Origin of the sequence: Azospirillum himalayense (assembly GCF_042657465.1) — a bacterium.
In the GTDB taxonomy this organism is placed as follows: domain Bacteria; phylum Pseudomonadota; class Alphaproteobacteria; order Azospirillales; family Azospirillaceae; genus Azospirillum; species Azospirillum himalayense.
Window position 1 is genome coordinate 108,208 of sequence record NZ_JBHSLC010000005.1, and the last position, 25,298, is coordinate 133,505.

General features: G+C 68.2%; 25 protein-coding genes and 2 tRNA genes. 13 read left to right on the plus strand and 14 right to left on the minus strand.

Annotation, left to right across the window (positions count from 1 at the left end; genetic code table 11):
* Positions 1–26: 26 nt before the first annotated feature.
* The 4 genes from ACFPMG_RS03940 to ACFPMG_RS03955 form a co-directional block, all read right to left on the minus strand.
* Positions 27–650, minus strand: coding sequence for a LysE family translocator (locus ACFPMG_RS03940; RefSeq protein ID WP_376993915.1), 624 nt, complete (start codon positions 648–650; stop codon positions 27–29).
* Positions 651–669: 19 nt separating this feature from the next.
* Positions 670–1,125 (minus strand): Lrp/AsnC family transcriptional regulator, encoded by a 456-nt coding sequence (locus tag ACFPMG_RS03945; RefSeq protein ID WP_376993916.1) that lies wholly within the window; start codon positions 1,123–1,125, stop codon positions 670–672.
* 50 nt (positions 1,126–1,175) lie between these two features.
* The gene (locus ACFPMG_RS03950; protein ID WP_376993917.1) at positions 1,176–1,457 is read right to left on the minus strand and encodes a rubredoxin; all 282 of its coding nucleotides are present in this window, start codon (positions 1,455–1,457) and stop codon (positions 1,176–1,178) included.
* A gap of 97 nt (positions 1,458–1,554) precedes the next feature.
* Positions 1,555–2,862, minus strand: a complete 1,308-nt coding sequence (locus tag ACFPMG_RS03955) for a pentapeptide repeat-containing protein (protein WP_376993918.1) — start codon at positions 2,860–2,862, stop codon at positions 1,555–1,557.
* Between the two features lie 383 nt (positions 2,863–3,245).
* Here ACFPMG_RS03955 and mepK point away from each other — a divergent pair, with 383 nt between their 5' ends.
* A complete protein-coding gene (mepK, locus tag ACFPMG_RS03960) occupies positions 3,246–3,833 on the plus strand; it encodes a peptidoglycan L,D-endopeptidase MepK (RefSeq protein ID WP_376993919.1) in 588 nt (195 codons plus the stop codon).
* 96 nt (positions 3,834–3,929) lie between these two features.
* Here mepK and glmS read toward each other — a convergent pair whose 3' ends face one another.
* Entirely contained in the window at positions 3,930–5,756 is a 1,827-nt protein-coding gene (gene glmS, locus ACFPMG_RS03965) for a glutamine--fructose-6-phosphate transaminase (isomerizing) (protein WP_376993920.1), read from the minus strand.
* Between the two features lie 57 nt (positions 5,757–5,813).
* Positions 5,814–7,169 (minus strand): bifunctional UDP-N-acetylglucosamine diphosphorylase/glucosamine-1-phosphate N-acetyltransferase GlmU, encoded by a 1,356-nt coding sequence (gene glmU / locus ACFPMG_RS03970; RefSeq protein ID WP_137138756.1) that lies wholly within the window; start codon positions 7,167–7,169, stop codon positions 5,814–5,816.
* Positions 7,170–7,475: 306 nt separating this feature from the next.
* On the opposite strand from glmU, the gene ACFPMG_RS03975 reads away from it, so the two are divergent.
* Together ACFPMG_RS03975 and ACFPMG_RS03980 are read left to right on the plus strand one after the other, a co-directional pair.
* Positions 7,476–8,156 (plus strand): HAD-IA family hydrolase, encoded by a 681-nt coding sequence (locus tag ACFPMG_RS03975; RefSeq protein ID WP_376993921.1) that lies wholly within the window; start codon positions 7,476–7,478, stop codon positions 8,154–8,156.
* A gap of 146 nt (positions 8,157–8,302) precedes the next feature.
* Entirely contained in the window at positions 8,303–8,581 is a 279-nt protein-coding gene (locus tag ACFPMG_RS03980) for a hypothetical protein (RefSeq protein WP_376993922.1), read from the plus strand.
* A gap of 4 nt (positions 8,582–8,585) precedes the next feature.
* Here ACFPMG_RS03980 and ACFPMG_RS03985 read toward each other — a convergent pair whose 3' ends face one another.
* Entirely contained in the window at positions 8,586–9,464 is an 879-nt protein-coding gene (locus tag ACFPMG_RS03985; protein ID WP_376993923.1) for a DUF3108 domain-containing protein, read from the minus strand.
* A 164-nt stretch (positions 9,465–9,628) separates the two neighbouring features.
* Here ACFPMG_RS03985 and ACFPMG_RS03990 point away from each other — a divergent pair.
* The 6 genes from ACFPMG_RS03990 to ACFPMG_RS04015 all read left to right on the plus strand — a co-directional run bounded on the left by ACFPMG_RS03990 (position 9,629) and on the right by ACFPMG_RS04015 (position 13,563).
* Positions 9,629–9,703: transfer RNA gene (locus ACFPMG_RS03990), tRNA-Val, on the plus strand.
* A 132-nt stretch (positions 9,704–9,835) separates the two neighbouring features.
* Positions 9,836–9,910 (plus strand) — tRNA-Val (locus tag ACFPMG_RS03995).
* Between the two features lie 232 nt (positions 9,911–10,142).
* A complete protein-coding gene (locus ACFPMG_RS04000) occupies positions 10,143–10,307 on the plus strand; it encodes a sugar tyrosine-protein kinase (RefSeq protein WP_109068284.1) in 165 nt (54 codons plus the stop codon).
* Positions 10,308–10,458: 151 nt separating this feature from the next.
* Positions 10,459–11,349 (plus strand): pantoate--beta-alanine ligase, encoded by an 891-nt coding sequence (gene panC, locus ACFPMG_RS04005; protein WP_376993924.1) that lies wholly within the window; start codon positions 10,459–10,461, stop codon positions 11,347–11,349.
* A gap of 128 nt (positions 11,350–11,477) precedes the next feature.
* Positions 11,478–12,971 carry an NADP-dependent succinate-semialdehyde dehydrogenase gene (gene gabD / locus ACFPMG_RS04010; RefSeq protein ID WP_376993925.1) on the plus strand — a complete coding sequence of 498 codons (1,494 nt, stop codon included), beginning with the start codon at positions 11,478–11,480 and terminating at the stop codon, positions 12,969–12,971.
* Positions 12,972–13,110: 139 nt separating this feature from the next.
* Positions 13,111–13,563, plus strand: coding sequence for a flagellar basal body-associated FliL family protein (locus ACFPMG_RS04015; protein ID WP_376993926.1), 453 nt, complete (start codon positions 13,111–13,113; stop codon positions 13,561–13,563).
* Positions 13,564–13,700: 137 nt separating this feature from the next.
* On the opposite strand, the gene ACFPMG_RS04020 is transcribed toward ACFPMG_RS04015, so the two are convergent.
* On the minus strand, positions 13,701–15,086 hold the full coding sequence (locus ACFPMG_RS04020) for a class II 3-deoxy-7-phosphoheptulonate synthase (RefSeq protein WP_174440384.1): 1,386 nt from the start codon (positions 15,084–15,086) through the stop codon (positions 13,701–13,703).
* A 217-nt stretch (positions 15,087–15,303) separates the two neighbouring features.
* Between ACFPMG_RS04020 and ACFPMG_RS04025 the strand changes: the two genes are divergently transcribed.
* Positions 15,304–16,647 carry an AmpG family muropeptide MFS transporter gene (locus tag ACFPMG_RS04025; protein WP_376993927.1) on the plus strand — a complete coding sequence of 448 codons (1,344 nt, stop codon included), beginning with the start codon at positions 15,304–15,306 and terminating at the stop codon, positions 16,645–16,647.
* A gap of 84 nt (positions 16,648–16,731) precedes the next feature.
* Here the strand turns inward: ACFPMG_RS04025 and ACFPMG_RS04030 are convergent, their stop codons facing one another.
* The 3 genes from ACFPMG_RS04030 to ACFPMG_RS04040 form a co-directional block, all read right to left on the minus strand.
* A complete protein-coding gene (locus ACFPMG_RS04030; RefSeq protein WP_376993928.1) occupies positions 16,732–17,628 on the minus strand; it encodes a manganese catalase family protein in 897 nt (298 codons plus the stop codon).
* Positions 17,629–17,797: 169 nt separating this feature from the next.
* Positions 17,798–19,150, minus strand: coding sequence for a glutathione-disulfide reductase (gor, locus tag ACFPMG_RS04035; protein ID WP_376993929.1), 1,353 nt, complete (start codon positions 19,148–19,150; stop codon positions 17,798–17,800).
* 111 nt (positions 19,151–19,261) lie between these two features.
* Positions 19,262–19,774 carry a flagellar basal body-associated FliL family protein gene (locus ACFPMG_RS04040; RefSeq protein ID WP_376993930.1) on the minus strand — a complete coding sequence of 171 codons (513 nt, stop codon included), beginning with the start codon at positions 19,772–19,774 and terminating at the stop codon, positions 19,262–19,264.
* A gap of 363 nt (positions 19,775–20,137) precedes the next feature.
* On the opposite strand from ACFPMG_RS04040, the gene ACFPMG_RS04045 reads away from it, so the two are divergent.
* The gene (locus ACFPMG_RS04045; protein WP_237903437.1) at positions 20,138–21,301 is read left to right on the plus strand and encodes a nicotinate phosphoribosyltransferase; all 1,164 of its coding nucleotides are present in this window, start codon (positions 20,138–20,140) and stop codon (positions 21,299–21,301) included.
* Between the two features lie 61 nt (positions 21,302–21,362).
* Here ACFPMG_RS04045 and ACFPMG_RS04050 read toward each other — a convergent pair whose 3' ends face one another.
* The 3 genes from ACFPMG_RS04050 to ACFPMG_RS04060 form a co-directional block, all read right to left on the minus strand.
* The gene (locus tag ACFPMG_RS04050) at positions 21,363–21,695 is read right to left on the minus strand and encodes a (2Fe-2S) ferredoxin domain-containing protein (protein ID WP_038527555.1); all 333 of its coding nucleotides are present in this window, start codon (positions 21,693–21,695) and stop codon (positions 21,363–21,365) included.
* 99 nt (positions 21,696–21,794) lie between these two features.
* Complete coding sequence (gene egtB, locus ACFPMG_RS04055) at positions 21,795–23,093, minus strand: ergothioneine biosynthesis protein EgtB (protein WP_376993931.1); 1,299 nt, start codon at positions 23,091–23,093, stop codon at positions 21,795–21,797.
* A 176-nt stretch (positions 23,094–23,269) separates the two neighbouring features.
* Positions 23,270–23,866 carry a hypothetical protein gene (locus ACFPMG_RS04060; protein ID WP_376993932.1) on the minus strand — a complete coding sequence of 199 codons (597 nt, stop codon included), beginning with the start codon at positions 23,864–23,866 and terminating at the stop codon, positions 23,270–23,272.
* 199 nt (positions 23,867–24,065) lie between these two features.
* Here ACFPMG_RS04060 and ACFPMG_RS04065 point away from each other — a divergent pair, with 199 nt between their 5' ends.
* Positions 24,066–24,857, plus strand: a complete 792-nt coding sequence (locus ACFPMG_RS04065) for a crotonase/enoyl-CoA hydratase family protein (RefSeq protein ID WP_376993933.1) — start codon at positions 24,066–24,068, stop codon at positions 24,855–24,857.
* 132 nt (positions 24,858–24,989) lie between these two features.
* Entirely contained in the window at positions 24,990–25,292 is a 303-nt protein-coding gene (locus ACFPMG_RS04070; protein WP_038530795.1) for an FAD assembly factor SdhE, read from the plus strand.
* Positions 25,293–25,298 lie beyond the last annotated feature (6 nt).

The window sequence follows — 25,298 nt, forward strand, 5'->3', positions numbered from 1 at the left end:
CCGGGTGACCAGCGTATCCCGTCCCCTCACAGGAGGGAGGCGAGGGCCGCGATCCCGAACACTCCCAGGACCGCACCCGAGACGCGGTTGATCCACAGCATGGCGGCGGGCGTGACCCGGCGCCGGAACGCCCCGACCGAGGCGCTGAGCCCCAACCACCACATCGCCGACCCGGTGAAGACGCCCGCGACGAGCAGGGCGGCCACGCCGGTGCTGCTCCCGTCCCCCGCCGACACGCCCAGCCCGCCGAACACCGCGGCGAAGCTGAGGATCGTCGCCGGGTTGGCCAGCGTCAGCGCGAAGGTGGAGGCGTAGGCCCCGGCCAGACCGCCGCCGCCGCGGGCGTCCGCGGCGCGCTCCGCCGGACGGGCGCGCAGGGTGCTCCAGCCCAGCCACAGCAGCATCAGTCCGCCGACCAGCTTCAGCGCCACCTGCGCGCCCAGCAGCGCGTCGGTGACCAGAACCACCCCGAAGCCGGCGATGGCGCCATAGACCGCGTCCGCGCTGGCGGCACCCAGCCCGCTGACGAAGCCATGCGCCGGCCCGTCGGCCAGGGTGCGCCGGATGCACAGAAGCCCGATCGGTCCGACCGGGGCGGCGATGCTGAATCCGATGATCAGGCCCTTCAGCAGGGCGGGCAGCGTCTCCATGGCGGATGCTCCGGGTGGGTCAGTCTGAATCGATGGGAAGGATCGGCGTTTCCTTGACCGAGGAGAGCGCGATCACGGTGTGGGAGCGCACGACGCCGGGCAGGGCCTTCAGCCGGTCGGACAGGAAGCGCTCCAGCGCCTCCGTGTCAGCTACCCGCACCTTAAGCAGATAGGACCAGTCCCCGGTGACGTGGTGGCACTCCTGGACCGCCGGCGTGGCGCGCATGGCGTCTCGGAAGGGCGCGTCATGCTCCGGACGGTCGAGCAGCACATCGACGAAGGCCAGCACGTCCAGCCCGGCGGCCTTGGGGGACAGCCGCGCCCCCCAACCCTGGATCACGCCGTTGGCCTGCAGCTTCTTCAGCCGCTCGTTCACGGCGGACACCGAGAGTCCGGCCGCCGTTCCGATGTCGGCGTAGGAAGCGCGTCCGTCCTGCTGGATGTGCGCGATGATTCTGCGGTCTGTATCGTCCATGACAGCAATAATTGCTGAAGTAACAGGGTATGGCAATGTCAATTTTCTGATCAACCGCCCATCCGGCGGAAATCCGGTTTGCCGGCGCCGCAGCGTGGGCAGAACCAGTCCGCCGGCAAATCCTGGAAGGCGGTGCCCGCCGGCGCGCCGTGCTCCGGGTCGCCGTCGCGGGGGTGATACTCGTAGCCGGGGCAGTCGCCGCCGCCGCACCTCCAGATTTCGGACAGGCGCGGGTCCTCGGCCCGCGTGGGGCGGACGAACAGGGCGAGGATGGCGGCGGGAATCAGGCGCAAGGCGCCACGCCGCTGAAAGGGGCGGAGAAGGGTGGGCATGGCGGACCGTCCGGCGGATCGAGGTGCCGCACTATGCCCCGGGATCCTTTGCGGGATGATGACGGTCGTGGAGCGTAGGGAAACGAAGGGAAGCGGGTCAGCGCCGCCGCGGCGCCTTGCCCTTGAAATGGGCGCGCTGGAGCTTCGCGCCGGCCAGATCCGCGCCGTCCAGATCGGCGTTCTCCAGATCGGCGTCGGTCAGGTTGGCCTGGACCATGCGGGAATCGGTCAGCATGGCCTGCCGCAGATCGGCGCCCATCAGATTGGCGGCCCAGGAGCGGCCCGTGGGCCGTCCGCTGGGGTCCTTGATCTCCGCCGGGCCGAGGTTGACCCGTGTCAGGTCGGCCCCGGTCAGCCGGGCGAAGCTGAGGTTAGCGCCGGACAGGTCGGCGCCCATCAGGTTCGCGTGTTCCAGGTTGGCCCCGGACAGGTCGGCCATCATCAGCCGGGCGCCGGTGAGCGCTGCGTCGGACAGGTTGGCGCCGCGCAGCGAGGCCGCGCTCAGATTGACGCCGCGCAGGTCGGCGCGGCTGAGGTCGGTGCCGTCCAACTCGGCGCGCTCCCCGCGCTGGCCGACGCTGTCGATCCAGCGCTCGTGGTCGAAGATCGCCCGCTGGATTTCCGAGCCCATGCTGTCGATCGGGCGGGTCAGGCAGGCGGAGCCGAGCTTGGCCTGCGAAAGATCGCAATCGACCATCCGCGTGCCGACCAGATCGGCGTTGTCGAAGGTGCAGCCGTCCAGCAGGGCGCCGGTCAGGTTGGCCCCGTTAAGCCGCGCTCCGGACAGGTTGGCGTCGGTCAGCACCGCGCCGGTCAGGTCGGCGTTCTGAAGCACCGCCCCGCACAGGTCGGCTTCCGTCAGGTTGGCGCCGGCCAGCACCGCGCCGGTCAGATCTGTTGGGATTCCGCCCTCCACCGTAACGCCGCCCTGAAGGCGGGCCAGGGCGGTCCGGTGGGTCTGCCGGGTGGACTCGGCGTCCTGGGCATCCGGACCGGTGCCGCGGCGGGCGCAGCCCCCCGGTTCCAGCGTGCCCGCGCGCAGGTCCGCGTCGCGCAGATTGGCGTTCGAGAAGTCGGCGGAACGCAGCCGGGCGCCGCGCAAATCCGTCTGCATCAGATTGGCGCGGGTGATGTCCGCGTCGCGCAGGTCCACGCCGAACAGGTCGGCGCCAGCAAGGTTGGTGCCGCTGAGCCGGCAGCGCGCCAGTTTCGCCCCGACCAGCCGCGCGCCGCGCAGGTCGCGCTGCGACAGGTCGGCGCCCTCCAGGTCCGCCAGCGCCAGATTGGCGCGCGCGCCGCCCGGTTGCCCCTTGATCCAGCGGGCATGCCGGTCCAGAACCTCGGCCAGTTGATCGGGCCGAAGATAGGAGTGGGCCGGCGCGGGGGCTGTGGCGACGGGGGGCACGGGCAGCAATCTGTCGGGGGCTGTTCTCACTACCCAAACTATGGAGGTAGATTCCTTACCGAAGACTAAACGGTAAAAGCCATGGCAATACCTCTTATGGTTGCTGTTTTTTACCCTGCCCTTGTCACGATCGATTCCGGGGGCACGGGGGCATGGCGAATCAGGGGGCGAATCGGAAATGCGAGCCGTTGTGTTTCACCCTTGTAACGTGGTGCCCTGCCTTGCCGACGCGCGCATGGCCGCCCTGGCAAGTTCAGGAAATACGGGCCTTTTAAAGACGTTAACCATTGGTTTCTTGACAGAAGCGGGGGCTCTGCCGCCAAAAGTCATCGGACAAAAAGGGGGTGCTCTATGCGCCGCCCCGTTCGGGACCCCATGGAGGCATGATGACCGAGGCCAAATTCCAACCGACCCCAGCTGCCACGCTCGGCCGGAGGGAACTGTTGCGCATCGGTCTGGCGACGGCCGCCGCCGGGATGGTGATGGTGCCGGAGGTATCGGAGGCGGCGTTGCGCGCCCCACCGCGGCAATTGGTCCTGCTCAATCTTCACACCGGCGAGCGGGTGCGGGCGGAATACTGGTCCAAGGGCCGTTACCAGCGCGACGGCCTGCGCGAGATCAACCACCTGCTGCGTGACCACCGCACCGGTGCCGTGCATCCCATCGACCCGAAGCTTCTGGATTTGCTGCACGCGCTGACCCGAAAGGTCGGCGGCAAGACGCCGGTGCACATCATTTCCGGCTACCGCTCCCCCGAGTCCAACGCCTGGCTGCGTGAACAGGATGGCAGCGGCGTCGCCCAGAACAGCTTCCACATGCAGGGCAAGGCCATCGACCTGCGAGTGCCCGGCTTGCCGCTGCGCACGCTGCAGCGCGCGGCGCTCAGCCTGCGCGGGGGCGGGGTGGGCTATTACCCGGACAGCAACTTCGTTCATGTCGATGTCGGTCCGAAGCGCCACTGGGCAGGGTGACCGGCGTGCCGAGTGGAAGCAGAAAAGCCCCCGTCGCTTGGACGGGGGCTTTTTCTTTGACTGGACCTTCCTTGTCCGGCCCTTGTCCGGCCCGCCTTATTCGACGGTGACCGACTTGGCGAGGTTGCGCGGTTGGTCGACGTCGGTGCCCTTCAGCACGGCGACATGGTAGGCCAGCAGCTGCACCGGGATGGCGTAGAGCAGCGGGGCGACCAGCGGGTCGCAGGCCGGAAGCTCCAGCGACCAGCGGACCTTGTCAGACAGCTTGTCGATGCCCTTCTTGTCGGCGATCAGCAGCACCTTGCCCGACCGCGCGCAGACCTCCTGGACGTTGGACACGGTCTTTTCGAACAGGTTGTCCGACGGCACCAGGACGATCACCGGAACGCTCTCGTCGATCAGCGCGATGGGGCCGTGCTTCAGCTCACCCGCCGCGTAACCTTCGGCGTGGATGTAGCTGATTTCCTTCAGCTTCAGCGCGCCTTCCAGAGCCAGCGGGTACATGGCGCCGCGGCCCAGATACAGAACGTCGCGGGCCTCCGCGACCTCCTGGGCCAGTTCGTGCAGGCGTTCGTCGTGGGCCAGCACGTCGGCGGCACGGGCGGGCACCTCGCGCAGGGCCTGGGCGATCTGCTGCATCCGCTCCGCCGGGATGACGCCGCGGGCGTGGCCGACCGTGACCGCCAGACAGGCCAGTGTGGTCAGCTGCGTCGTGAAGGCCTTGGTCGAGGCGACGCCGATCTCCGGACCGGCCATCGTGTAGAGCACCGCGTCGGATTCGCGCGCGATGGTGCTTTCCGGCACGTTGACGATGGACAGGATCTTCTGGCCCTGGCGCTTGCAGTAGCGCAGCGCCTCCAGCGTATCCAGCGTCTCGCCCGACTGGCTGATGAACAGCGCCACGCCGCCCTCGGGCAGCGGCGCCTCGCGGTAGCGGAACTCCGAGGCGATGTCGACCTCGACCGGCAGGCGGGCCAGCGTCTCGAACCAGTATTTCGCGACAACGCCGGCGTAATAGGCGGTGCCGCAGGCGACGATGGTCAGCTTCGTCGCCTTGGCGATGTCGAAGCTGGTCTCCGGCAGGGTGACGCGGCCGGTCTCGGGATTGATGTAGGCGTTCAGCGTGTCGCCGATGACCTGCGGCTGCTCGTAGATCTCCTTGAGCATGTAGTGCCGGTAGCCGTCCTTGCCGATCAGCGCGCCGGACAGGGCGGTGGTCTTGACCGGACGCTCGACCACCGCGTCGGTGGCGTCGTGGATCACGGCGGCGGTGCGGGTCAACTCCACCCAGTCGCCGTCCTCCAGATAGCAGATGCGGTTGGTCAGCGGCGCCAGCGCGAAGGCGTCGGAGGCGAAATACATCTCCCCCTCGCCGTAGCCGACGGCCAGCGGCGTGCCGTGGCGGGCGCCGATCAGCATGTCCTCCTGGCCGGAGAACAGCAGCACCAGCGAGAAGGCGCCGGTGAAGCGCTTGAAGGAGGCGGCGGCGGCCTCGACCGGACCCAGCCCTTCCTTCTCCATGTAATAGGTGACGAGGTGGGCGATGACCTCGGTGTCGGTGGCGCTTTCGAAGACGCAGCCGTGCTCGATCAGCTCGGTCTTCAGCTCCTGGTAATTCTCGATGATGCCGTTGTGCACCACGGCCACGCGGTGGGTGGCGTGCGGGTGGGCGTTGTTCTCGGTCGGGCCGCCATGGGTGGCCCAGCGGGTGTGGCCGATGCCGATCACGCCCGGCAGCGGCGCCTCGCGCAGCTTGGCGTCGAGGTTGATCAGCTTGCCCTCGGCGCGGCGGCGCTCGATGCCGCCCTTGACCAGCGTGGCGACGCCGGCGCTGTCGTAACCACGGTATTCGAGGCGGCGGAGACCCTCGACGAGACGGGGGGCCGCGTCATGCGTGCCGATGATGCCGATGATGCCACACATGAACCTGCAACTCCTGAATGATGGCCGGGGCCGGGTGAACGGTCAACCGGGGCAATCTTACGCCTTTTTCGCTTTCTCGTTTTGCTTCCGTTCGCGGAAACGCTTGGCCCAGCCGGTGTAAGCCTGCTGGCGTCCGCGGGCCACGACCAGCGCGTCGCCCTCCACGTCGGTGGTGACCACGCTGCCCGCCCCGACGATCGCGCCGTCGCCCACCCGGACCGGGGCCACCAGCGCGGTGTTGGAGCCGATGAAGGCCCCGGCGCCGATGTCGGTGTGGCTCTTGGCGTAGCCGTCGTAGTTGCAGGTGATGGTCCCGGCGCCGATGTTGGCCTTCGCCCCCACCCGCGCGTCGCCGATGTAGGTCAGGTGGTTGACCTTGGCGCCGGCCTCGATCTTCGCGTTCTTGATCTCGACGAAGTTGCCGATGTGGGCGTCCGGGCCGATCTCCGCCCCCGGGCGCAGGCGGGCGTAGGGACCGACCTGGGCGCCGCTGTCCACCCGCACCTGCTCCAGATGGCTGAAGGCCTTGATCTCCACCCGGTCGGCGACGACCACGCCGGGGCCGAACACCACGTGCGGGCCGACGATCACGTCGCGGCCGAGGCGGGTGTCCACGCAGAAGGTGACGCTGTCCGGGTCGGTCAGGGTGGCGCCGTTGTCCATGGCGGCCTTGCGCAGGCGGCGCTGGATCAGCTTCTCCACCTCCGACAGTTCGGCGCGGGAGTTCACACCGACGACCTCCGCCGGGGCGGCCTCCACCACCGCGCAGGCCATGCCGTTGCTGCGGGCGATCTGCACCACGTCGGTGAGGTAGTATTCGCTCTTGGCGTTGCTGTTGCCGATGCGGCTGATGAGGTCGAACATCCGCGCCCCGTCGAAGGCCATCAGCCCGGCGTTGCACAGGGTGACCTGGCGCTCCTCCTCCGAGGCGTCGAGATACTCGACGATCTTCTCCAGCCCGCCGCGGGCGTTCAGGATCAGGCGGCCGTAGGCGCCGGGATCGTCGGGGCGCATGCCCAGGACGACGACCGCCGGGTCGCTCGGCTGGCGCCGCGCGGCGACCATGGCACGCAGCGTGTCGGGCGTGACCAGCGGCGTGTCGCCGTAGAGCACCACCACGTCCCCGTCGAAGCCCTCCAGCAGGCCGAAGGCGGCGCGCACGGCGTCGGCGGTGCCGCGCTGCTCGTGCTGGACGGCGGTGGGGTAGGGGGCGACGGCGTCGGCCACATTGTCCATGCCGGGGCCGACCACCACGACCACATGGTCGGGGTCAAGCGCCCTCACCGCGGACAGGACATGGCCGACCATCGGCTGGCCGGCGACGCGGTGCAGGACCTTTGGCAGGTCCGACTTCATGCGGGTGCCTTTGCCGGCGGCAAGAATGACGCAGGCGAGCGGGCGGTGCGGAGTCATCGGATATCCCTGCAGTATTGGAAACGGGTTATGGCGGACGGGCGGAAAAGCATGCGCATCAATATCCGGACAAAACGTCTGTCTTCAGTTATTCAGTGCCACATCCGGTCCCGGGACCCCAAGTCAACTTTTGTGTCAATCTGACATACACAAATCGCGGCCCGAGGGTGTACGCACCCCGCGCCGCCGGCGCCGAAGGGCCTATGCCGGCGGTGGATTGCGGGAACAGGGGCTCGCCGCCGGGGGAAGGCCGTGCTATCGAAAGGGGTATCCGCCCGTCTTCGACTTGCCATGGGACTTCCGCCGATGTCTGCCGCGCCCGCTGCCATTCCCTTCTCCGTGGTCGTCTTCGACCTGGACGGCACGCTGATCGACAGCGCGCGGGACATGACCCGGGTCCTGAACCGCACCCTGTCCCGTTTCGCGCGGCTCTCCCTTACGGAGGAGCAGGTGCGCGGCATGGTGGGTGACGGGTCGGCCGCCCTCGTCCGGCAGGCCTTCGCGGCGACCGGTGACGCCCTGACCGAGGATGCTCTGAGGACGGCCCTGGCCGACTATCTCGACGCCTATTTCCAGGACGACGAACCCCCGGTGCTCTATCCCGGCGTGCCGGAAACCCTGGCGGTGCTGGCGGACAGTGGCGTCAGGCTGGGGCTGTGCACCAACAAGCCGGAGCGGATCACCCGGAAATTGCTGGACGCGCTGGGCCTGTCGCCGTTGTTCGGCGCGCTGGCCGGCGGCGACACGCTGCCGGTGAAGAAGCCCGACGGGCGCCATCTGTCCTGGGTGGTCGAGGCGCTGGGCGGCGGCGGCGCCGCGATGGTGGGGGACAACCGCAACGACGTTAAGGCCGCCCGCGCCGCCGGGGTGCCGGTCGTCGCAATGACCTACGGTTATCCCCGCATGCCGGTGCAGGAGTTGGGCGCCGACATCCTGCTCGACCGCATCGCCGACCTCCCGGACGCCCTGCGGCGGCTGGGCGCCTGAGCGGGGGAGGCGGGTTGCCAGAGGCAGCGGCGGCTTCGCCGTAGGTCTCCTTCTTGTCATGGTTAACGAGAGATTAACGGTGGCTAACAAAAGGTAAATGTTGTTGGATGGGTGCATCGAATGGTGGTGAGCGAAGGAGACACCCGATGGCCCAGATCCTTGCCTTCCCCGGTAAGACCCAGACCGGCAACACCCTCTCCGCCGACGCTCTGTCCATCGAGGGCCACAACGCGGCCCGCACTCCGGCCAACAGCCAGATCGATTCGGCCACCGCCGACTTCGACCGCATGATGGCCCACCACAGCGACCTCCAGCGCAAGATGGCCGAATTCAACCGCCTGTGCGAGCAGGCGCTGGCCGAGCGGCCGATGGCCGAACTGCTCTACCATCCCACCGCCTGCAGCGGCAGCGTCGGGCGCGCCTGATTCGTCAACGCGGGGCGACGGGACGCTCCGCCGTCTGGTCGGTCTTTCGTGCGGCGATCAGATGGACGACCACCCCGCCGAATCCGCTGTCGGTCTCCAGCCGGACGGGCAGGGGCGGGCCGGCCCCCTCCACCGGGGCGATCCACAGATCGACGGGCGGGCGTTCCTCGCGGTTTCCACCACGCTGCCAGAAGGCTTGGCGCGGCGTGCGCTCGTAGCCGGCGATCGGCTTGTGGGACACCCGGCATTGCCGCGCCGCTCCCGAGAACACCGAATGGCGCGACGTCCCGACCATGGTCATCCCCCGGTCCGTGAACATCATGTCATAGCGGCGGCGCCCGTCATAAATGGGCACCGTGCGCTGGCATCCCTCGCCGTGGAGCGCGGCCAGCAGCATGTCCACGACGCCGCTCAACGGATCGCGGGTCTGCCGGGTGAGGTTCTCGGGGACGGGGTCGCGGTCCTCCTCCTCCGGGGGCGGGGACACCTGCGTACGTACGCTCCCGTCCGGACCGTAGTCCAGGGTGACGGTTCGTGGGGAACCGCGCAGGACGCCGGTCTGGGTGTGGCGGATCGGGGCGATGCCGTCGGGCCGCACCGTGCCGACGCTCAGCGATTGGGTTTCCCAGGGAAACAGGCGTCCCAGGAATCCGTCCGTTCCGGCGTTGACCTGAACGCTGTAGCGGCCCTCGGTCAGGGTCAGTTCCGCCCGCGCGTCGAGCACGGCCACACCCCCGACATGGACACGGTAGTCCAGTTGCCAGCGCTGCGCCAGGGCGGGCAGGGGGAAGAGCCCTGCGAACGCCGCGCACATTCCCGCGATGAGGCCGGCGACGAGGGCGGGCGAGGGACGCTGGGCGGGAAGCGCGGTCCGGTGCGTCATGTCCATTGGCTCATCGGGGCTCCGGGCGGAAGGGCTTCTTTGATATTGGTGTGAAACAGGTGCTTGACAGGAGGGGACGGGGCCTTTAGAAACCCGCCTCACCGCAGCGGCGGCAACGACGCGACAGCGAAACGAGCCTGATGCCGACGCGGTTTTACTGGGATGGGCGCATAGCTCAGCGGGAGAGCACACCCTTCACACGGGTGGGGTCGTAGGTTCAATCCCTACTGCGCCCACCATCCCAAAGTCCGGTGGTTCATGGACTTTGCGGATGGTACCATCCCCTTCACCACAAGGGCCGGTCAAGATCGGGGTCCGTCGGGCCTCGCGTTGTCGTCTCTGTGGTGCGTCAGCGGTTGTTTCTTTGGGATGGGCGCATAGCTCAGCGGGAGAGCACACCCTTCACACGGGTGGGGTCGTAGGTTCAATCCCTACTGCGCCCACCATCCCAAACACCGCCTCATTTCCGAGACATCTTTGGAATTCGCCAGAAACAAGCCGCCGCTCCGGGTGTGCGGCCATGTTCTGCTGCGTGAGTACAACAAAAACTCCTTGCTCAATCGTGCGTGCCTTTTTGAGACGAACGCCATCGCAGTTGATTCAGATCAGCTACAGCGCGTGGTGTTTTCGTCTATCGCTTCCAACATCCGATTTGCTCAATCATCTGGAAGCAGTGACATGGAAGATACGCGCGTGACCCTTCTCGCCCTCGGCCTGCTGGTCGTGGCGCTCGTCGTGATCCTCGGTTCGGTGGTGCTGTCTCCGGCCACCCTGGTCCTCCTGGCCACGCTCGGCGCCTGGGTGAACCTGACCTATCTGGTCGCCGTCACGCTGATGCGTTGACCGAGTCCGCGGGCGGGAGACCGTGCGGTCCGACCCGCCCGCAGGATGGAAAAATTTCAAATTCGGGCTCGCCCGGTTAATTCCATGACTGGACAGCGCCGATCCGGCGGTTTATCCCAGCGCCGTTTATGACGCCTGTGGAGCACCCGCCATGACCTCCCTCGCCGCCGCTCGCCTGCCGGAGTCGGAACAGCCCCTGCCGGTCGTCCGCAGCGTGGACGATCTCCGCGCCCAGGTCGCCGCCTGGCACCGCGACGGCAAGACAGTGGCCCTGGTGCCGACCATGGGCGCGCTGCACGACGGCCATCTTGCTTTGGTGCGCCGTGCGCGGGAACTGGCCGACCAGGTGGTCGCCAGCGTCTTCGTCAACCCGACCCAGTTCGCCCCGCACGAGGACTTCGACCGCTACCCGCGCGACGAGGCCGGAGATTCGCGCAAGCTTGCCTCGGCGGGCTGCCATCTGCTCTACGCCCCCACGGTACGCGCGATGTATCCGGAGGGCTTCGCCACGGCCATTTCGGTCGGCGGCCCGGCGGAGGGGCTGTGCGGCACCTTCCGGCCGCAGATGTTCGGCGGCGTCGCCCTGGTGGTGACCAAGCTGTTCCTTCAGGCCCAGCCCGACGTGGCGGTGTTCGGGGAGAAGGATTACCAGCAGCTCATGGTCATCCGCCGCTTCGCCCGCGATCTCGACATCCCGGTGCGGGTGGAGGGGCTGCCGACGGTGCGCGAGGCCGACGGGCTCGCCATGTCCTCGCGCAACGCCTATCTGTCCGCCGACGAGCGCGCCCGCGCGCCGGAATTGAACCGTGCGCTTCTCGACGCCTCGTCGGCACTGGCCGGCGGCGCGGAGGCCGCCACGGTCTTGGAGACGGTGCGGGCGCGCATCACCGCCGCCGGGTTCGGTTCCATCGACTATGTCGAGCTGCGCGACGCCGACACGCTGGTGCCGGTGACCCGCGTGGAGCGTCCGGCGCGCCTACTGGCCGCCGCCTGGATGGGCAAGGCCCGACTGATCGACAACGTCCCGGTCCTTCCGGCGTAACAGCCGGCGTTCCATCCCCGGTCCGCACGCCTGCCTCCGCCACGGGAAGGATCGCAGAGCGGGCGCGGTGTCCTATACTCTCTGGCGACCGCGCTGTTGCGCGCAAGAACCAAGGGAAGGAAGGCACCATGCCGTATGATTCCGTGGACACCGCCCGTCGTCTCGGGTTGAAGGACGCCGAACTGCTGCGATTCCAGGGCTTTGTCGATGGCCGGTGGATCGACGCCGACAGCGGCAAGACCGTGGAGGTGACCAACCCCGCCGACGGCAACGTCCTGGGCAGCGTGCCGATGATGGGCGCGGACGAGACGCGCCGGGCCATCGACGCCGCCGAACGGGCTTGGCCGGCTTGGCGCGCCCTGACCGCGAAGGAGCGCGCGAAGACCCTGCGGACGTGGTTCGACCTGATGATGGCGAACCAGGAGGATATCGCCCGCATCATGACGGCGGAGCAGGGCAAGCCGCTGGCCGAGGCGCGGGGCGAGGTGGCCTACGCCGCGTCCTTCATCGAATGGTTCGCCGAGGAGGGCAAGCGCGTCTACGGCGACACCATCCCGCAGCATCTGCCGGGCCGCCGCATCGTCGTGACGAAGGAGCCGATCGGCGTCACTGCCGCCATCACGCCGTGGAACTTCCCGGCGGCGATGATCACCCGCAAGGCTGGCCCGGCGCTGGCCGCCGGCTGTCCGATGGTCATCAAGCCGGCAACCGCCACCCCGCTGACCGCGCTCGCCATGGCGGTGCTGGCGGAACGGGCGGGCATCCCGGCGGGCATCCTCAGCGTCGTCACCGGCTCCGCCCGCGCCATCGGCGGCGAGATGACCGGCAACCCGACGGTGCGCAAGCTGACCTTCACCGGCTCCACCGAGATCGGCAAGGAGCTGATGGCCCAATGCGCGGGCACGGTGAAGAAGGTGTCGCTGGAGCTGGGCGGCAACGCGCCCTTCCTGGTCTTCAACGACGCCGACCTCGACGAGGCGGTGAAGGGCGCCATCGCGTCCAAGTACCGCAACACCGGCCAGACCTGCGTCTGCGCGAACCGGTTGCTGGTGCAGTCCGGAGTCTACGACGCCTTCGCGGCCAAGCTGGCCGAGGCGGTGAAGGCGCTGAAGGTCGGCCCCGGCCTGACCACCGAGGGGGCGCAGCAGGGGCCGCTGATCGACATGGCCGCGGTGGAGAAGGTCGAGGACCACATCCGCGACGCCACGGAGAAGGGCGCCCGCGTGGTGCTGGGCGGCAAGCGGCACGAGCTGGGCGGCAGCTTCTTCGAGCCGACCATCCTCGCCGACGTGACCCCGGCGATGAAGGTGGCCCGCGAGGAGACCTTCGGCCCGGTCGCCCCGCTGTTCCGCTTCGAGACGGAGGAGGAGGCCGTGCGCATGGCCAACGCCACGGAATTCGGTCTGGCCGCCTACTTCTACAGCCGCGACATCGGGCGCGTCTGGCGGGTGGCGGAGGCGCTGGAATACGGCATCGTCGGCATCAACGAGGGCATCATCTCCACCGAGGTCGCCCCCTTCGGCGGCATGAAGGAGAGCGGCATCGGCCGCGAGGGCTCCAAGTACGGCATCGAGGATTACTTGGAAATCAAGTATTTGTGCATGGGCGGCATCGGCGGCTGAGTGCCGCGCGCTGATTTCAAGTAAAAAAGCGGGGCTGGTCGCGCGACGCGCTTTGACCGGCCCCGTTTTTTTATCTAGGATAAATCATCGTTAAATATGCCCATACCCCATCAGGGGAATGATGGGGGAAAGGCGGCCCGTGCGGTTCCTGCTGCGGCGCTCCGATGGGGAATCGGTGTCGTTGATGCCCGTCCTCGTCGCGGTGTTTCTGGTGCTGCTCGCCGCGCTGGGCACCTGGACGGTGGTCTCCGGCACATCCGGCACGCGAAGCGCCGGTGGCGACCGCAAGGCGCAGAAGACCTACGCGTCCCTGCCGACGATGACCTTCACACTGGGCGGCAGCGACGCGCGTCTGGTGGACATCCGCGTGCTGCTGGAAATCGAGCCCACCGCGGACCCGAATTCGGCCATGCCCTTCGTCCCGCGCATCGCCGACCAGATGGCCGACCGGCTGCGCCAGATCGAGCCGGGGCAGTTGAGCGGGGCCGAAGGCGCCAACCTGATCAAGAGCACCGTGGCGAGCGTGATGAAGCGCGAGGCCCAGGCCATCCGCGTGCGCGAGGTGCTGCTGGAGCGGATGGTGGTGCGGTAGCTGATGGCAGGCTTGCCCCCACCCTACCTCCCCCGCTTCGCAGGGGAGGGAACGGACGCCGCTTCGGAGAAGGCACCCTCCCCTGCGAAAGCGGGGGAGGGCCGGGGTGGGGGCAGCAGTGCCCCTAGAAAAACGCCTTACTCCGCCGCCGCCCGGCGGTCGGCGTCGCGCTTCAGACGGGCGCGCTTCAGCTCTTCGGCCAGCAGGAAGGCCAGCTCCAGCGCCTGGCTGGCGTTCAGCCGCGGGTCGCAGGCGGTGTGGTAGCGCAGCGCCAGCTTGTGGTCGGTGATCGCCTGGGCGCCGCCCGTGCACTCCGTCACGTCCTGGCCGGTCAGCTCGAAATGGACGCCGCCGGCGTGGGTGCCCTCGGCCTCGTGCACCGCGAAGAAGTCGCGCGCCTCCGACAGCACCTTCTCCACCGGGCGGGTCTTGTAGCCGCTGGAGGACTTGACGGTGTTGCCGTGCATCGGGTCGCTCGACCAGACGACGACGCGGCCCTCGCGCTGCACCTTGCGCAGCAGGGGCGGGAATTTCTCCGCCACCTTGTCGGCACCCATGCGGACGATCAGGGTCAGGCGGCCCGGCTCGTTGGTCGGGTTCAGCAGGTCGATCAGGCGGATCAGCTCGTCCGGATCGGTCGTCGGGCCGCATTTCAGGCCGATGGGGTTCTTCACGCCGCGCAGGAACTCCACATGCGCGCCGTCCGGCTGGCGGGTGCGGTCGCCGATCCACAGCATGTGGGCCGAGACGTCGTACCAGTCGCCGGTGGTGCTGTCGACGCGGGTCATCGCCTGCTCGAACGGCAGCAGCAGCGCCTCGTGGCTGGTGAAGAACTCGGTCTCGCGGATCTGCGGGGTGGTCTGGGCGGTGATGCCGCAGGCCGCCATGAAGCCCAGCGTCTCGTCCAGCCGGTTGGCGATCTCGCGGAACTGCTCACCGGCGGGAGAGCGCTCGACGAAGCCCAGCGTCCACTGGTGCACCTTGTGCAGGTCGGCGTAGCCGCCCTGGGAAAAGGCGCGCAGCAGGTTCAGCGTGGCGGCGGCCTGGGTGTAGGCCTGCATCATGCGCTCCGGGTCGGGAACGCGGGCGTCCGGCGTGAAGTCGAAGCCGTTGATGATGTCGCCGCGGTAGGACGGAAGCTCGATCCCCTCCAGCACCTCGGTGTCGGCGGAGCGCGGCTTGGCGAACTGCCCGGCCATGCGGCCCACCTTGACCACCGGGATGGCGGCGCCGAAGGTCAGCACGACGGCCATCTGCAGCAGGACGCGGAAGGTGTCGCGGATGTTGTTCGGATGGAACTCCGCGAAGCTCTCCGCGCAGTCGCCGCCCTGCAGCAGGAAGGCGTTGCCGGCGGCGGCGGCGGCGAGGCTGTCCTTCAGCCGGCGCGCCTCGCCCGCAAAGACCAATGGGGGATAGGAGGACAGGCGCTGCTCCACCGCTTCGACCTTGGACGGGTCCGGATAGGTCGGAAGCTGCCTCGCCGGCTTCGACCTCCAGCTGTCGGGGGACCAACGCTCAACCATGACGCCCGCTCTTTCCTTGTGCTAAGGGTTCCTCTCGAAGGCCGGATGACGACCGGAGGGGATCTCTGTATAGCGGTCGCCGGGAAATTTTTCCATAGTTTCGACCGCAACTTCCGCAATGGATGATGCGGCGCGGTGCCCGAAAAAGCGCGCTGGCCGGGGCGTCCGGCTGGAGCTTATACAGACGGTTACGCAGGTGTGCGGAAGGGTTGAACGGGTGAAACCATCCTCCTGGGGTCAGGCGGCCTCCGTCTATCTTGACCGGCGCGTTCTGGCCATTCTGTTCCTCGGCTTTTCGGAAGGGCTGCCGCTGGCGCTGACCGGGTCGACCCTGTCGATCTGGCTGCGTGAGGGCGGCGTCAGCAAGACGGCCATCGGCCTGTTCGCGCTGGTCACCATGCCCTACGCGCTGAAGTTCGTCTGGGCGCCGCTGATCGACCGGCTGCGCCTGCCGGTGATGACCCGTCTGTTCGGGCGGCGGCGCGGTTGGGCGCTGGTGGCGCAGGCCGGGCTGATGGCGGCCCTGATCGGGCTGGGCAGCACCAACCCGGTCACCGACCTGTGGTGGACCGCCATGCTGGCCGTGGTGGTCGCCTTCTTCTCGGCCAGCCAGGACATCGTGGTCGACGCCTACCGCGTCGAGGTGCTGGAGGAGCACCAGCAGGCCGCCGGTGCTGCCATTCTCGTGCTTGGCTACCGCTTCGGCATGCTGGCGGCAGGGGCGGGGGCCTTGTACCTCGCTGAATTCTTCGGCTGGCACGTCGCCTACTACGTCATGGCCGGGCTGGTCGCGGTCGGCATGGTGACGATCCTGCTGAACCGCGAGCCGAAGGTCACGGACACCGCGGAGTCCAAGGCGCGGGAACGGCATGTGGCCGACTGGCTGGCCGCGCGCCCGCATCTGACGGGCTGGAAGGCGGACCTGCTGGCCTGGATCTACGGCGCCGTCGTGGCGCCCTTCGTGGAGTTCATGACCCGTCCGGCCTGGGCGGCGGTCCTGCTGTTCATCGCCTGCTACAAGCTGGGGGACGTGCTGGCGGGGGTGATGTCGGCGCCCTTCTACGTCGATCTCGGCTTCGAGAAGACGGAGATCGCCAACGTCACCAAACTGTTCGGCCTGTGGGCGACGATCATCGGCGGGCTGATCGGCGGCGTGCTGGTCGGGCGCGTCGGCGTGCTGCGCGGGCTGCTGGTCGGCGGGCTGATGCAGATGCTGTCGAACCTCGGCTACGTCATGCTGGCGCAGGTGGGGCACGACGTGTCGGCGCTGGCGGTGACGGTGGCGCTGGAGAATGTCTGCGGCGGCATCGCGACGGCGGCCTTCGTCGCCTATCTGTCGAGCCTGTGCAACACGGCCTACACGGCCACGCAATACGCGCTGCTCAGCAGCTTCTACAAGCTGGGCGGGGACCTGTTCGGGGCGTCGTCGGGCTGGCTGGCCGAACGGATGGATTGGAGCAGCTTCTTCCTGCTGTCCACCGGAGGGGCGGTGCCGGGGCTGCTGGTTCTGCTGTGGCTGATGACGCGGCCAAGGCGGGATGAAGCGGTGGTGAAGGTTTAGGTGGGGGAGTCGGCAATCCGACACATGCCCCCACCCTGACCCTCCCCCGCTGGGCGGGGGAGGGGAAACAGGCGGTAATGGGCTTTACTTCACCGGGGTCATCTTGCCGGAGCCGGGGCCGGCGCCGAGGTCGGCCCCCGTCACCGGGTTCACGTCGGTGCGCGACATGGTGCGCTTGGCGGCCTCGTTGACGGCCTTCATCTCTTCGGCCGCCAGCCGGACCGAGGGGTTGCCGTCACCGCCGCTGACCGGCGCCTGGTCGGGGGTGACGTTCACGAACTCCCACTGCTCGCCCTGGTTCCACGGGCCGCGGGCGTCGCCGTCGCCCTGGCTCATGTTGTAGTACTTGTCGGTGTATTCGGGGTTGCCCGGCAGCTTGCCCGGCGGGAAGTTGTTGTCGATCGAGTAGAGCGCCTTTTCGAACATCTTCTGGTGGGCGATCTCGCGGGTCATCAGGAAGGTCAGCGCGTCCTTCACGCCCGGATCGGGGGTGATGTTGATGAGGCGCTCATAGATGATCTTGGCCCGCGATTCCGCGGCGATGTTGGAGCGCAGGTCGGCGGTCGGCTCGCCGATGCTGTCGATGTAGCCGCCGGTCCACAGCTGCCCCGCGGAGTTGGTCAAGGCCGGGCCGCCGCCGTAGAGCAGGGCCAGCGTGTGGCTGCCGTTGCCCTTGGCGATGTCGGCGTAGAGGTCGGTGACCTCCTCGGCGCCCTCGGCCAGCTTGCCCTTCACGCCCTTGGTCAGCATGGCGACGATGCTGCCGATGATCTCCAGATGGCTCAGTTCCTCGGTCGCGATGTCGATCAGCATGTCCTTGCGGCCCGGGTCCTCGTCGGAAAGACCCTGCGTGAAGTAGCGCAAGGCCGCCGCCAGCTCGCCCTGGGGTCCGCCGAACTGTTCCAGCATCAGGCTGGCCAGCTTCGGGTCCGGTTCGGCGACGCGGACGGTGTACATCAGGTTCTTGTTGTGCATGAACATGCGTAGGAGCCCTCCGGGAGCCTTGATGAAGAATGGAAGGCGGTGGCTTCCGCGGGGGTGCTTGACCGCCGCCGTGAGTGCCGCCGCCATCGTCGTGTGCCCTCAACACAGGCTTCTTAGAAGCGTTCCAGGAAATCGGGCTCCTGACCTTTGGTTTTATGTCCGATCGTCAGGACACCTTCTCGCGCATCAGGACGAACTCTTCCGCGGTAGAGGGATGGAGGGCGATGGTCCGGTCGAAATCTCTCTTCGTGGCGCCGCAGTTCAGGGCGATGCCCAGTCCCTGGACGATCTCCGGCGCGTCCATGCCCATCATGTGGCAGCCGAGCACGCGCTGGCTCTCGCCATCCACGACCAGCTTCATCAAGACGCGCTCGTCGCGGCCCGACATGGTGTGCTTCATCGGGCGGAAACCGGCCTTGTAGATGTCCACCGTCGCGTGCTTCGCCCGCGCTTCCGCCTCGGTCAGGCCGACGGTGCCGAGCGGCGGGATGGAGAAGACGGCGGTCGGGATGTTGGCGTAGCTGATGCTGGTCGGGTTGTCGTTGAACAGCGTCTCCACGAAGGCGCGCCCCTCGGCGATGGCGACGGGGGTCAGGGCCATGCGGTCGGTGACGTCGCCGACGGCGAAGATGTTGTCCACGCTGGTGCGCGAATACTCGTCCACCCGGATCGCCCCGCTCTCGTCCAGCGCGACTCCGGCGGCTTCCAGCCCGAGGTCGCGCGTGTTCGGACGGCGCCCGGTCGCCGCCATGACGAGGCCGGCGGAATGCTCCCGCCCCAGCTGGTCGGTGACCGTGAAGCCGCCGGGGCCCTCCTCGACCTTCACCGGCTGGGTGCGGGTGAGGATGGTGATGCCGCGTTTGCGCATCTCCTGGGCCAGGGCAACACGGATGTCGTCGTCGAAGCCGTTCAGAAGCTCCTCGCCGCGGATCATGATCGTGACCTCGGCGCCCAAGCCCCGGAAGATCCCGGCGAATTCGACGGCGATGTAGCCGCCGCCGAGGATGATGACGGAGTGGGGCAGGGTGCCGAGCTGCAGCGCCTCGTTGGAGGTGACGGCGTGCTCGATCCCCGGAATCCTGGGCAGCGCCGGCCAGCCGCCGGTGGCGACCAGGATGTTCTTCGCGGTGTAGCGCTGGTTCGCCACCTCCACCGTGTGGCGGTCGATCAGCCGCCCGAAGCCGGTGTGCAGGGTGACGCCGGAGTTCTCAAGCATCTTGATGTAGATGCCGTTCAGCCGGTCGATCTCGGTGTCCTTGCGCCCGATCAGCGTCGCCCAGTCGAAGGCCGGCATGGTGGTGGACCAGCCATAGGCACTGGAGTCCTCGAAGGCGTCGCGGAACTGGGCGGCGTAGACCAGCAGCTTCTTCGGTACGCAGCCGCGGATGACGCAGGTGCCGCCGACCCGGCTGCCTTCGCAGATGGCGACCTTGGCCCCCATGGCCGCGGCCCTCCGGCTGGCCGCGACGCCGCCGGAGCCGGCACCGATGGTGAACAGGTCGAAATCGAACTCGGCCACGGCCGTCTCCTTGCAATCCCAAGATCCGAACGGGAGGGGAGTGTTCCCCATTCCGGCTCCCCTGTCGAGCGTTGGAGGGCCGGCATCGGCATGGGCGGAGCGGGCCTTCCCTCAGCGCATGACGAGTTCCTGGACCAGCACCTGCCGGATCTTCATCGCGCCGAGTTCCTTCGCGGCGGTGCGCATCACCGCGTCCTTGATGTAGAAGGCGCCGTTGCGCCCGCGCAGTTCGCCGGGGTCGGTTTCCAGCATCACGTTGGTCATGGCGCTGGCGATGCGCGGCCCGTAGCTCTCCACCGTCTTGGCGGGGGCGGTCGGCTCCATGTCGAGCACCACGCGGACCCGCAGCTCGCGCAGCCGGTCGCCGTCGCTCAGCGTGAAGATCATCGCCGGCAGCCGCGCGTAGTTGGCGGCGGTCCGCAGCGTGTCCCCCACCACGCGCCCGGCCTGCGCCGTGCCGGGCTTCAGCAGGAAGGCCCCGCCGGTGCCCGCGGCGGCCAGACCGGCCATGGTGCAGAGAAGCCCGACCACCACCCGCCGGCTCAGGCGATCCAGCGTCGAGGGGGTTGCCGTCGAGGAGCCTGCCGCAATGTTCGGCGCGTTCTGGCGGATTGTCCGGCTCATGCCGACCTCGTCGCTTTTCCCGGCACCGGAAGGGGGTGGTGCCTGTTCTTGGGTGTATGGTGGATGGTTGAAAGGAAGCCGTCAAATACAGGTATTTTATACTTTTTGGCGGCAGCGTATTACAGTGAGGAACTGCGCATCTCTTCTCAGCTTCTTTGCGTTTGAAATGAGCCGGATTTCGTAGCGTATTTTCGGTAAATCACCATTGCTTGCGGCGGTTGGCCGAAGCGGATGAAGCCTCTTCCACCGGAGGGCCGGGGCGTATAATGCTGGTTTCTCAGTCGGATTGCCGTTCCCGCCGCGGGGACGGCCTCCGGACGGGGCCATCGTGAAGGGCAAGAGCGGGAAGACAAGGACATCGCCATGGACGAGACCAGGAACCAGCCGCCGGCCAGTCACACGCCCGCCAGCCATCCGCCCGCGTCGGCCATCACCGAATGGACCGACACCTATTTCAAGCGGACCAAGGAGGCGGTCGGGAAATTCGGTGACAAGAAGGTCACCTACGCCATCTTCATGCGCCGCCCGGTGGTCTGCGCGCCGCGACTCGCCATCGAATGGCTGGAGGCGGTGGCGCGGGAACGCGGATTCGACCTCGACATCGTCCTGAACTATCCGGAAGGAAAGTGGGTCGGTGCGGGCGAGCCGATCCTCTACATCACCGGCTCCTTCTACCATCTGGTCGACACCGAGACGATCATCCTGCAGAAGCTCGGCCCCGCCTGCGTCGGCGCCTACAACGCCTTCACCATGTGCGCCGACCTGCCGAAGACCGCCTTCCTCGCCATGGAGGCGCGCCACTGCGCCGGCACGGAGATGGAGGAGATGATGGCCTACGCCGCCTCGGTCGGTTCGGACCGGGCGAAGCGCAAGGTCGGCGCCAAGGGCTTCATCGGCAACGCCACCGACGCCACCGCCCATTTCTTCGGCCAGAAGAAGGGCATGGGCACGATGCCGCACGCGCTGATCGGCTATGCCGGTTCGACCGTGCGGGCGGCGGAGATGTTCCACGAGACCTTCCCCGAACTGCCGCTGACCGTCCTGGTCGATTACTTCGGGCGTGAGGTGACCGACGCGATGGAGGTCTGCCGCCGCTTCCCCGGCCTCGCCGCGCAGGGCAAGCTGGCGGTGCGGCTCGACACGCCGGGCGGGCGCTTCCTGGAAGGGCTGGACCCGCCGGGCTCCTACGCGGTGCTGGAGCGGCACGCCCCCCATTCCATCCGCGGCTACCGCGACGAGACGCAGCTCCGCTACCTGATCGGCACCGGCGTGTCGGCCGCGGCGATCCACTTCATGCGCGAGAAGCTGGACGAGGCCGGCTTCCCGGCGGTGAAGATCGTCGCCAGCTCCGGATTCGGCCCGGCGAAGTGCCGCCTGATGGCGGAAGCCAACGCCCCCGTCGACATCATCGGCACCGGCAGCTATCTGCCCGAGCGCTGGACCGAGACCTACGCCACCGCCGACATCATCGAATACGACGGCGAGAAGCGCGTGAAGGTCGGCCGCGAGTTCCTGTTCCGCAAGTAGCATCGTCGTTCCGCACGAAGAACGCCCCTCCGCCGGCCGCGCCGCGGAGGGGCTTTTGCGTTCAGCGAGTCAGCACCATCACCAGCCGTTCGACCGGCGTGTTGTTGACGAGGTGCGAGTCGACGATCTCGTCGATGTCGGCGGGCGTTTCCGGGCGGTACCACAGCCCCTCCGGATAGACCACCATCAGCGGCCCGGCGGAGCAGAAGCCGAGACAGCCGGTCCAGGCCATGCCGACGTCCAGCAGCCCCTTGGCCTGGATGCGCTGGCCGAGCTGTTCCCACAGCGGGTGGGCGTTCTTCGCCGCACAGCTCCCTCGCGGGTGGCCGGGCGGGCGCTGCTGGGCGCAACAGAAGACGTGGTGGCGGAACACTTGCGGCAGGTCGAGGGACATCAAAGGCTCCATAGGCCATAATTTAATTATGGTTATAGAGCCTGCTGCGGTGCAGCGCCACCGTTTAAAACGATTCCAATGTCTCAGCTGTCCTGTTCATCAGGCATCCTCCGCCAGCCGCAGGCCGGTGAAGGACAGGCGGGATTCGGGCCGCAGGTAATGCCGGGTCGTCGGGTTGGCGTGGTCGAAGGGGGTGACGCAGCTGCCGCCCCGCAGCACCATGCGGTTGATCATGAAGCGGCCATGGACGGCCTCGTCCACCCCGTCCGGCAGACGGTAGCCGGGGTAGGGGGCGAAGGGGCTGCTCGTCCATTCCCACACGTCGCCGAACAATTGCCAGGGGCCGTTGCCGTGGCAGGTGCTGGGGCGCGGATGGCGGTGGCCGGTGCCCAGCAGGTTGCCCATGCTGTCGCAGCGCGACGCCATGGCTTCCCATTCGGCCTCCTCGGGCAGCCGCTTGCCGACCCAGCGGGCGAAGGCGTCCGCCTCGAACCAGCTGACATGGCAGACCGGCTCGGCGGGATCGAGCGGGCGCATGCCGTAAAGCGTGAAAATCTGCCACGCGCCGTCGCGCCATTCCCAATAGAGCGGGGCCTGCCACCCCTCGGTCTGCACCGCTTCCCAGCCATCGGCGAGCCAGAGCGAGCGCTTCGAGTAGCCGCCATCCTCGATGAAGTCCCGGAAGGCGCCGCAGGACACCGGCAGGGCGGCGAGGCGGAAGGGCTCCAGATGGACGCGGTGGCGCGGCCCCTCATGGTCGAAGCCGGCTCCGGCTTCCGTCCGCCCGATCTCGACGATGCCGCCCTCATGCTCGATCCAGCGTTCCGGCTGCGGCGGGGCCGGCACGCTCTGCGGCGGCTGGTCGTAGGCGGGGCGCAGCGGGTTGCTCCAGAAGGCATGCTTGATGTGGGTCAGCAGCCGTTCCTGGTGGCGCCGCTCGTGCGTGATTCCGACGATCACGCGGTCGGCGATCTCCGGCAACTCCGCCTCGTCGGCCTGATTCAGCAGGTGCAGCACTGCGGCGTTCACATGGTCGCGGTAGCGCATCACCTCCTCCGCGTTGGGCCGGGAGAGCAGGCGCAGGGTGGGGGAGGGAAGCTGGTGGCTGCCGAAGCGGTCGTCGCGCGCGGCAAACAGAGTGAGGAAGGCCGGGTCGAAGGGGCGGTAACCGGGGTTGCAGGGGACCAGGACGGTGGTTTCGAACAGCCACGTCGTGTGGGCGAGGTGCCATTTGGCCGGTGCGCCGTCGGCCACCGACTGGACCATCAGGTCCTCGGGCGACAAGGGGGCGGCGAGTTCGGCGGTGCGGGCGCGGATCTTCTGGAAACGGGTGGAGAGCGCTTGGCGAAGGGCGTCGCCGGACGGCTGGGCGTGCGTGGCGAGATGGGTGTCGGGCACGGGGGAACCTCCCTGCGGGAGCGGGTTTTCCGCGGCGGGAACGGCGCGGCAACGCGCCCGGACGTCCGCCGGAGAAACAACGGAACTATTGTGCCGTATGGTCCAACCATCCTGGGTGGCGCATCGGAGGGGGGCTTTCTCCGAATTCGCGCATCATACCCGCGGTGGGGCCGTGGTCAGGCGTCCACCACCAGATGCGGACGGAAGGCGCCTTCGAGCGTCAGAAGCAGGCGCAGATACACGGCAACGCGCCGCGATGTCGTCGTCCGCTGTTCCAGGCAGTCGCGAAGCTGGTTGGCGAGCGCCACATTCTCCGCGGTCTGCCCCGGCGGAAGCGCCGGGTGCGTCGGCGCCGCCATGTCGACGATGTGGTCATGGTCGACCGAGTGGGCCGCGACGGCCTTTTCGAGGAGCGCCGCCGCGATGCGTTCGATGTCTGCATCGGCTGGCGGCGGCTGGGCGAGGTTGGGGGCGAGGTGGGGCGGCGGACGGCGGTTGGCGAGCTGCGCGCGCAGATTCTGCTTGATGCGCGCCCGCTGCCCGGCGTTAAGCGTGTCCAGCTCATCGATCTCGTCGAACAGCAGGTCGTAGAGGCGTCGCCGCTTGCGGTTGGCCTCGTCCTGGTCGCGGCGTTCCTGCTGCTCGCGCTCCTGCTGTTGCAGGTCCTGCCGATTCTGCCGCCGTTTCCTGCGGTCGGTCGCGCTGCCGGTGCGCTCCACCACGCCGGCCGAGCGGACCAGGGGTTCCGGGCGTCCGATCGATCCGTCGGTCATGGCGACCTCCACGGCAGGTGGCTGGGACTGTTCAGTGTACCAACTGTCGCGATTCTGTCAAGGTGACGCTTTGTCGTGAGGCGAAGGCGCCGTTTCAGGTGAGCGTCGTTCACTCGAAAACGCGGCGTACTCGTTTGTCAGAGGCGTGGCTCAGGCTCGACAGTGGAACATCCCAAACGCAGGACAAAAGGACCACGCCATGTCCCTCACGACCAAACACGCCGACCCCGCCACCCCCATCCTATGCGTCACCGCCGGAGGAATTGCCACCCTCACCTTGAACCGCCCCGCCAAGCTGAACGCCATCAGCACGGCGCTGGCCGCCGCCATGCTCGACACGCTGGATGCGCTGGAGGCCGACACGGCGGTTCGGGCGATCATCGTCACCGGAGCCGGGGAGCGGGCCTTCTCCGCCGGGGCGGACATCGCGGAGTTCACCCCGGCTGTCCGGCGGGGGCCGGAGGCGGCGGTGCGCGCCTTCCGGCCCGGCCAGACGCTGTGCGCGCGGATCGAGTCCTTCCCCAAGCCCATCATCGCCGCGGTCAACGGCATCTGCTACGGCGGCGGCTGCGAGATCCTGGAGGCGGCGCATCTCGCCGTGGCCAGCGAGCGGGCGACCTTCTCCAAGGCGGAGATCAAGCTCGGCATGATGCCGACCTTCGGCGGGACGCAGCGGCTTCCCCGCAACGCCGGGCGCAAGCGGGCGCTGGAATGGCTGCTGACCGGCGACGCCTTCCCGCCGGCGACGGCGTTGGCGGTGGGGCTGGTCAATCAGGTGGTGGCCCATGACGCGCTGCTGCCCGCCGCCTTCGAACTGGCGGGGCGGATCGTCCGGCATTCCCCGGCGGCGGTGTCCGGCATCCTGGGGGCAGTGACCCGCGGGCTGAACATGACCATCGGCGAAGGGCTGGCGGTGGAGACGGAGCGCTTCGCCCGGTTGGCGCCCGGACCGGACCTGCGCGACGGGCTGGAGGCGTGGCTCGCGCGCTGAATCACGCTCCTTCCGGGGGATCGTCCGGCATTTCGGTTTGCGCGGGGGCGTGCCGCCGTGCAGGATGCGGGGGTGGATGTGGACCGCTCCGCCCCCTATCTTCCGGGGCCGGGGCTTTTTGGCGTGGATGGCATGAGCGACGAGAACACCCTGTCGGAGAGCGGCGAGTCCCTGGAGAACCGGCGCAAGCGGCTGCGCTTCCGGTCGTGGCACCGCGGCATGCGCGAGATGGACCTGCTGATCGGCAGCTTCGCCGACGCCCACGTCCCGGACTTCGACCACGCGCAGCTCGACCGCTACGAGGCGCTGCTCGAACTCAGCGACCCCGACCTCTACAACTGGTACGCCGGGCGCGAGCCGCTGCCCGCCGAGCATGACACCGACGTCATGCAGCTGTTGACCAAGTTCCGCTACACGCCCCGTCAGGGGTCCTGAGGCCCG

Coding starts and splice junctions, on each gene's coding strand:
- ACFPMG_RS04050 (WP_038527555.1), bottom strand. CDS start 21,695: ATGTCCCTCGACCTGCCGCAAGTGTTCCGCCACCACGTCTTCTGTTGC.
- ACFPMG_RS04030 (WP_376993928.1), bottom strand. CDS start 17,628: ATGTTCATGCACAACAAGAACCTGATGTACACCGTCCGCGTCGCCGAA.
- gabD (WP_376993925.1), top strand. CDS start 11,478: ATGCCGTATGATTCCGTGGACACCGCCCGTCGTCTCGGGTTGAAGGAC.
- ACFPMG_RS04065 (WP_376993933.1), top strand. CDS start 24,066: ATGTCCCTCACGACCAAACACGCCGACCCCGCCACCCCCATCCTATGC.
- ACFPMG_RS03975 (WP_376993921.1), top strand. CDS start 7,476: ATGTCTGCCGCGCCCGCTGCCATTCCCTTCTCCGTGGTCGTCTTCGAC.
- ACFPMG_RS04060 (WP_376993932.1), bottom strand. CDS start 23,866: ATGACCGACGGATCGATCGGACGCCCGGAACCCCTGGTCCGCTCGGCC.
- panC (WP_376993924.1), top strand. CDS start 10,459: ATGACCTCCCTCGCCGCCGCTCGCCTGCCGGAGTCGGAACAGCCCCTG.
- ACFPMG_RS03945 (WP_376993916.1), bottom strand. CDS start 1,125: ATGGACGATACAGACCGCAGAATCATCGCGCACATCCAGCAGGACGGA.
- ACFPMG_RS03980 (WP_376993922.1), top strand. CDS start 8,303: ATGGCCCAGATCCTTGCCTTCCCCGGTAAGACCCAGACCGGCAACACC.
- ACFPMG_RS03940 (WP_376993915.1), bottom strand. CDS start 650: ATGGAGACGCTGCCCGCCCTGCTGAAGGGCCTGATCATCGGATTCAGC.
- ACFPMG_RS04000 (WP_109068284.1), top strand. CDS start 10,143: ATGGAAGATACGCGCGTGACCCTTCTCGCCCTCGGCCTGCTGGTCGTG.
- glmS (WP_376993920.1), bottom strand. CDS start 5,756: ATGTGTGGCATCATCGGCATCATCGGCACGCATGACGCGGCCCCCCGT.
- mepK (WP_376993919.1), top strand. CDS start 3,246: ATGATGACCGAGGCCAAATTCCAACCGACCCCAGCTGCCACGCTCGGC.
- ACFPMG_RS04070 (WP_038530795.1), top strand. CDS start 24,990: ATGAGCGACGAGAACACCCTGTCGGAGAGCGGCGAGTCCCTGGAGAAC.
- ACFPMG_RS04020 (WP_174440384.1), bottom strand. CDS start 15,086: ATGGTTGAGCGTTGGTCCCCCGACAGCTGGAGGTCGAAGCCGGCGAGG.
- ACFPMG_RS04045 (WP_237903437.1), top strand. CDS start 20,138: ATGGACGAGACCAGGAACCAGCCGCCGGCCAGTCACACGCCCGCCAGC.
- ACFPMG_RS04040 (WP_376993930.1), bottom strand. CDS start 19,774: ATGAGCCGGACAATCCGCCAGAACGCGCCGAACATTGCGGCAGGCTCC.
- ACFPMG_RS03985 (WP_376993923.1), bottom strand. CDS start 9,464: ATGACGCACCGGACCGCGCTTCCCGCCCAGCGTCCCTCGCCCGCCCTC.
- glmU (WP_137138756.1), bottom strand. CDS start 7,169: ATGACTCCGCACCGCCCGCTCGCCTGCGTCATTCTTGCCGCCGGCAAA.
- ACFPMG_RS03950 (WP_376993917.1), bottom strand. CDS start 1,457: ATGCCCACCCTTCTCCGCCCCTTTCAGCGGCGTGGCGCCTTGCGCCTG.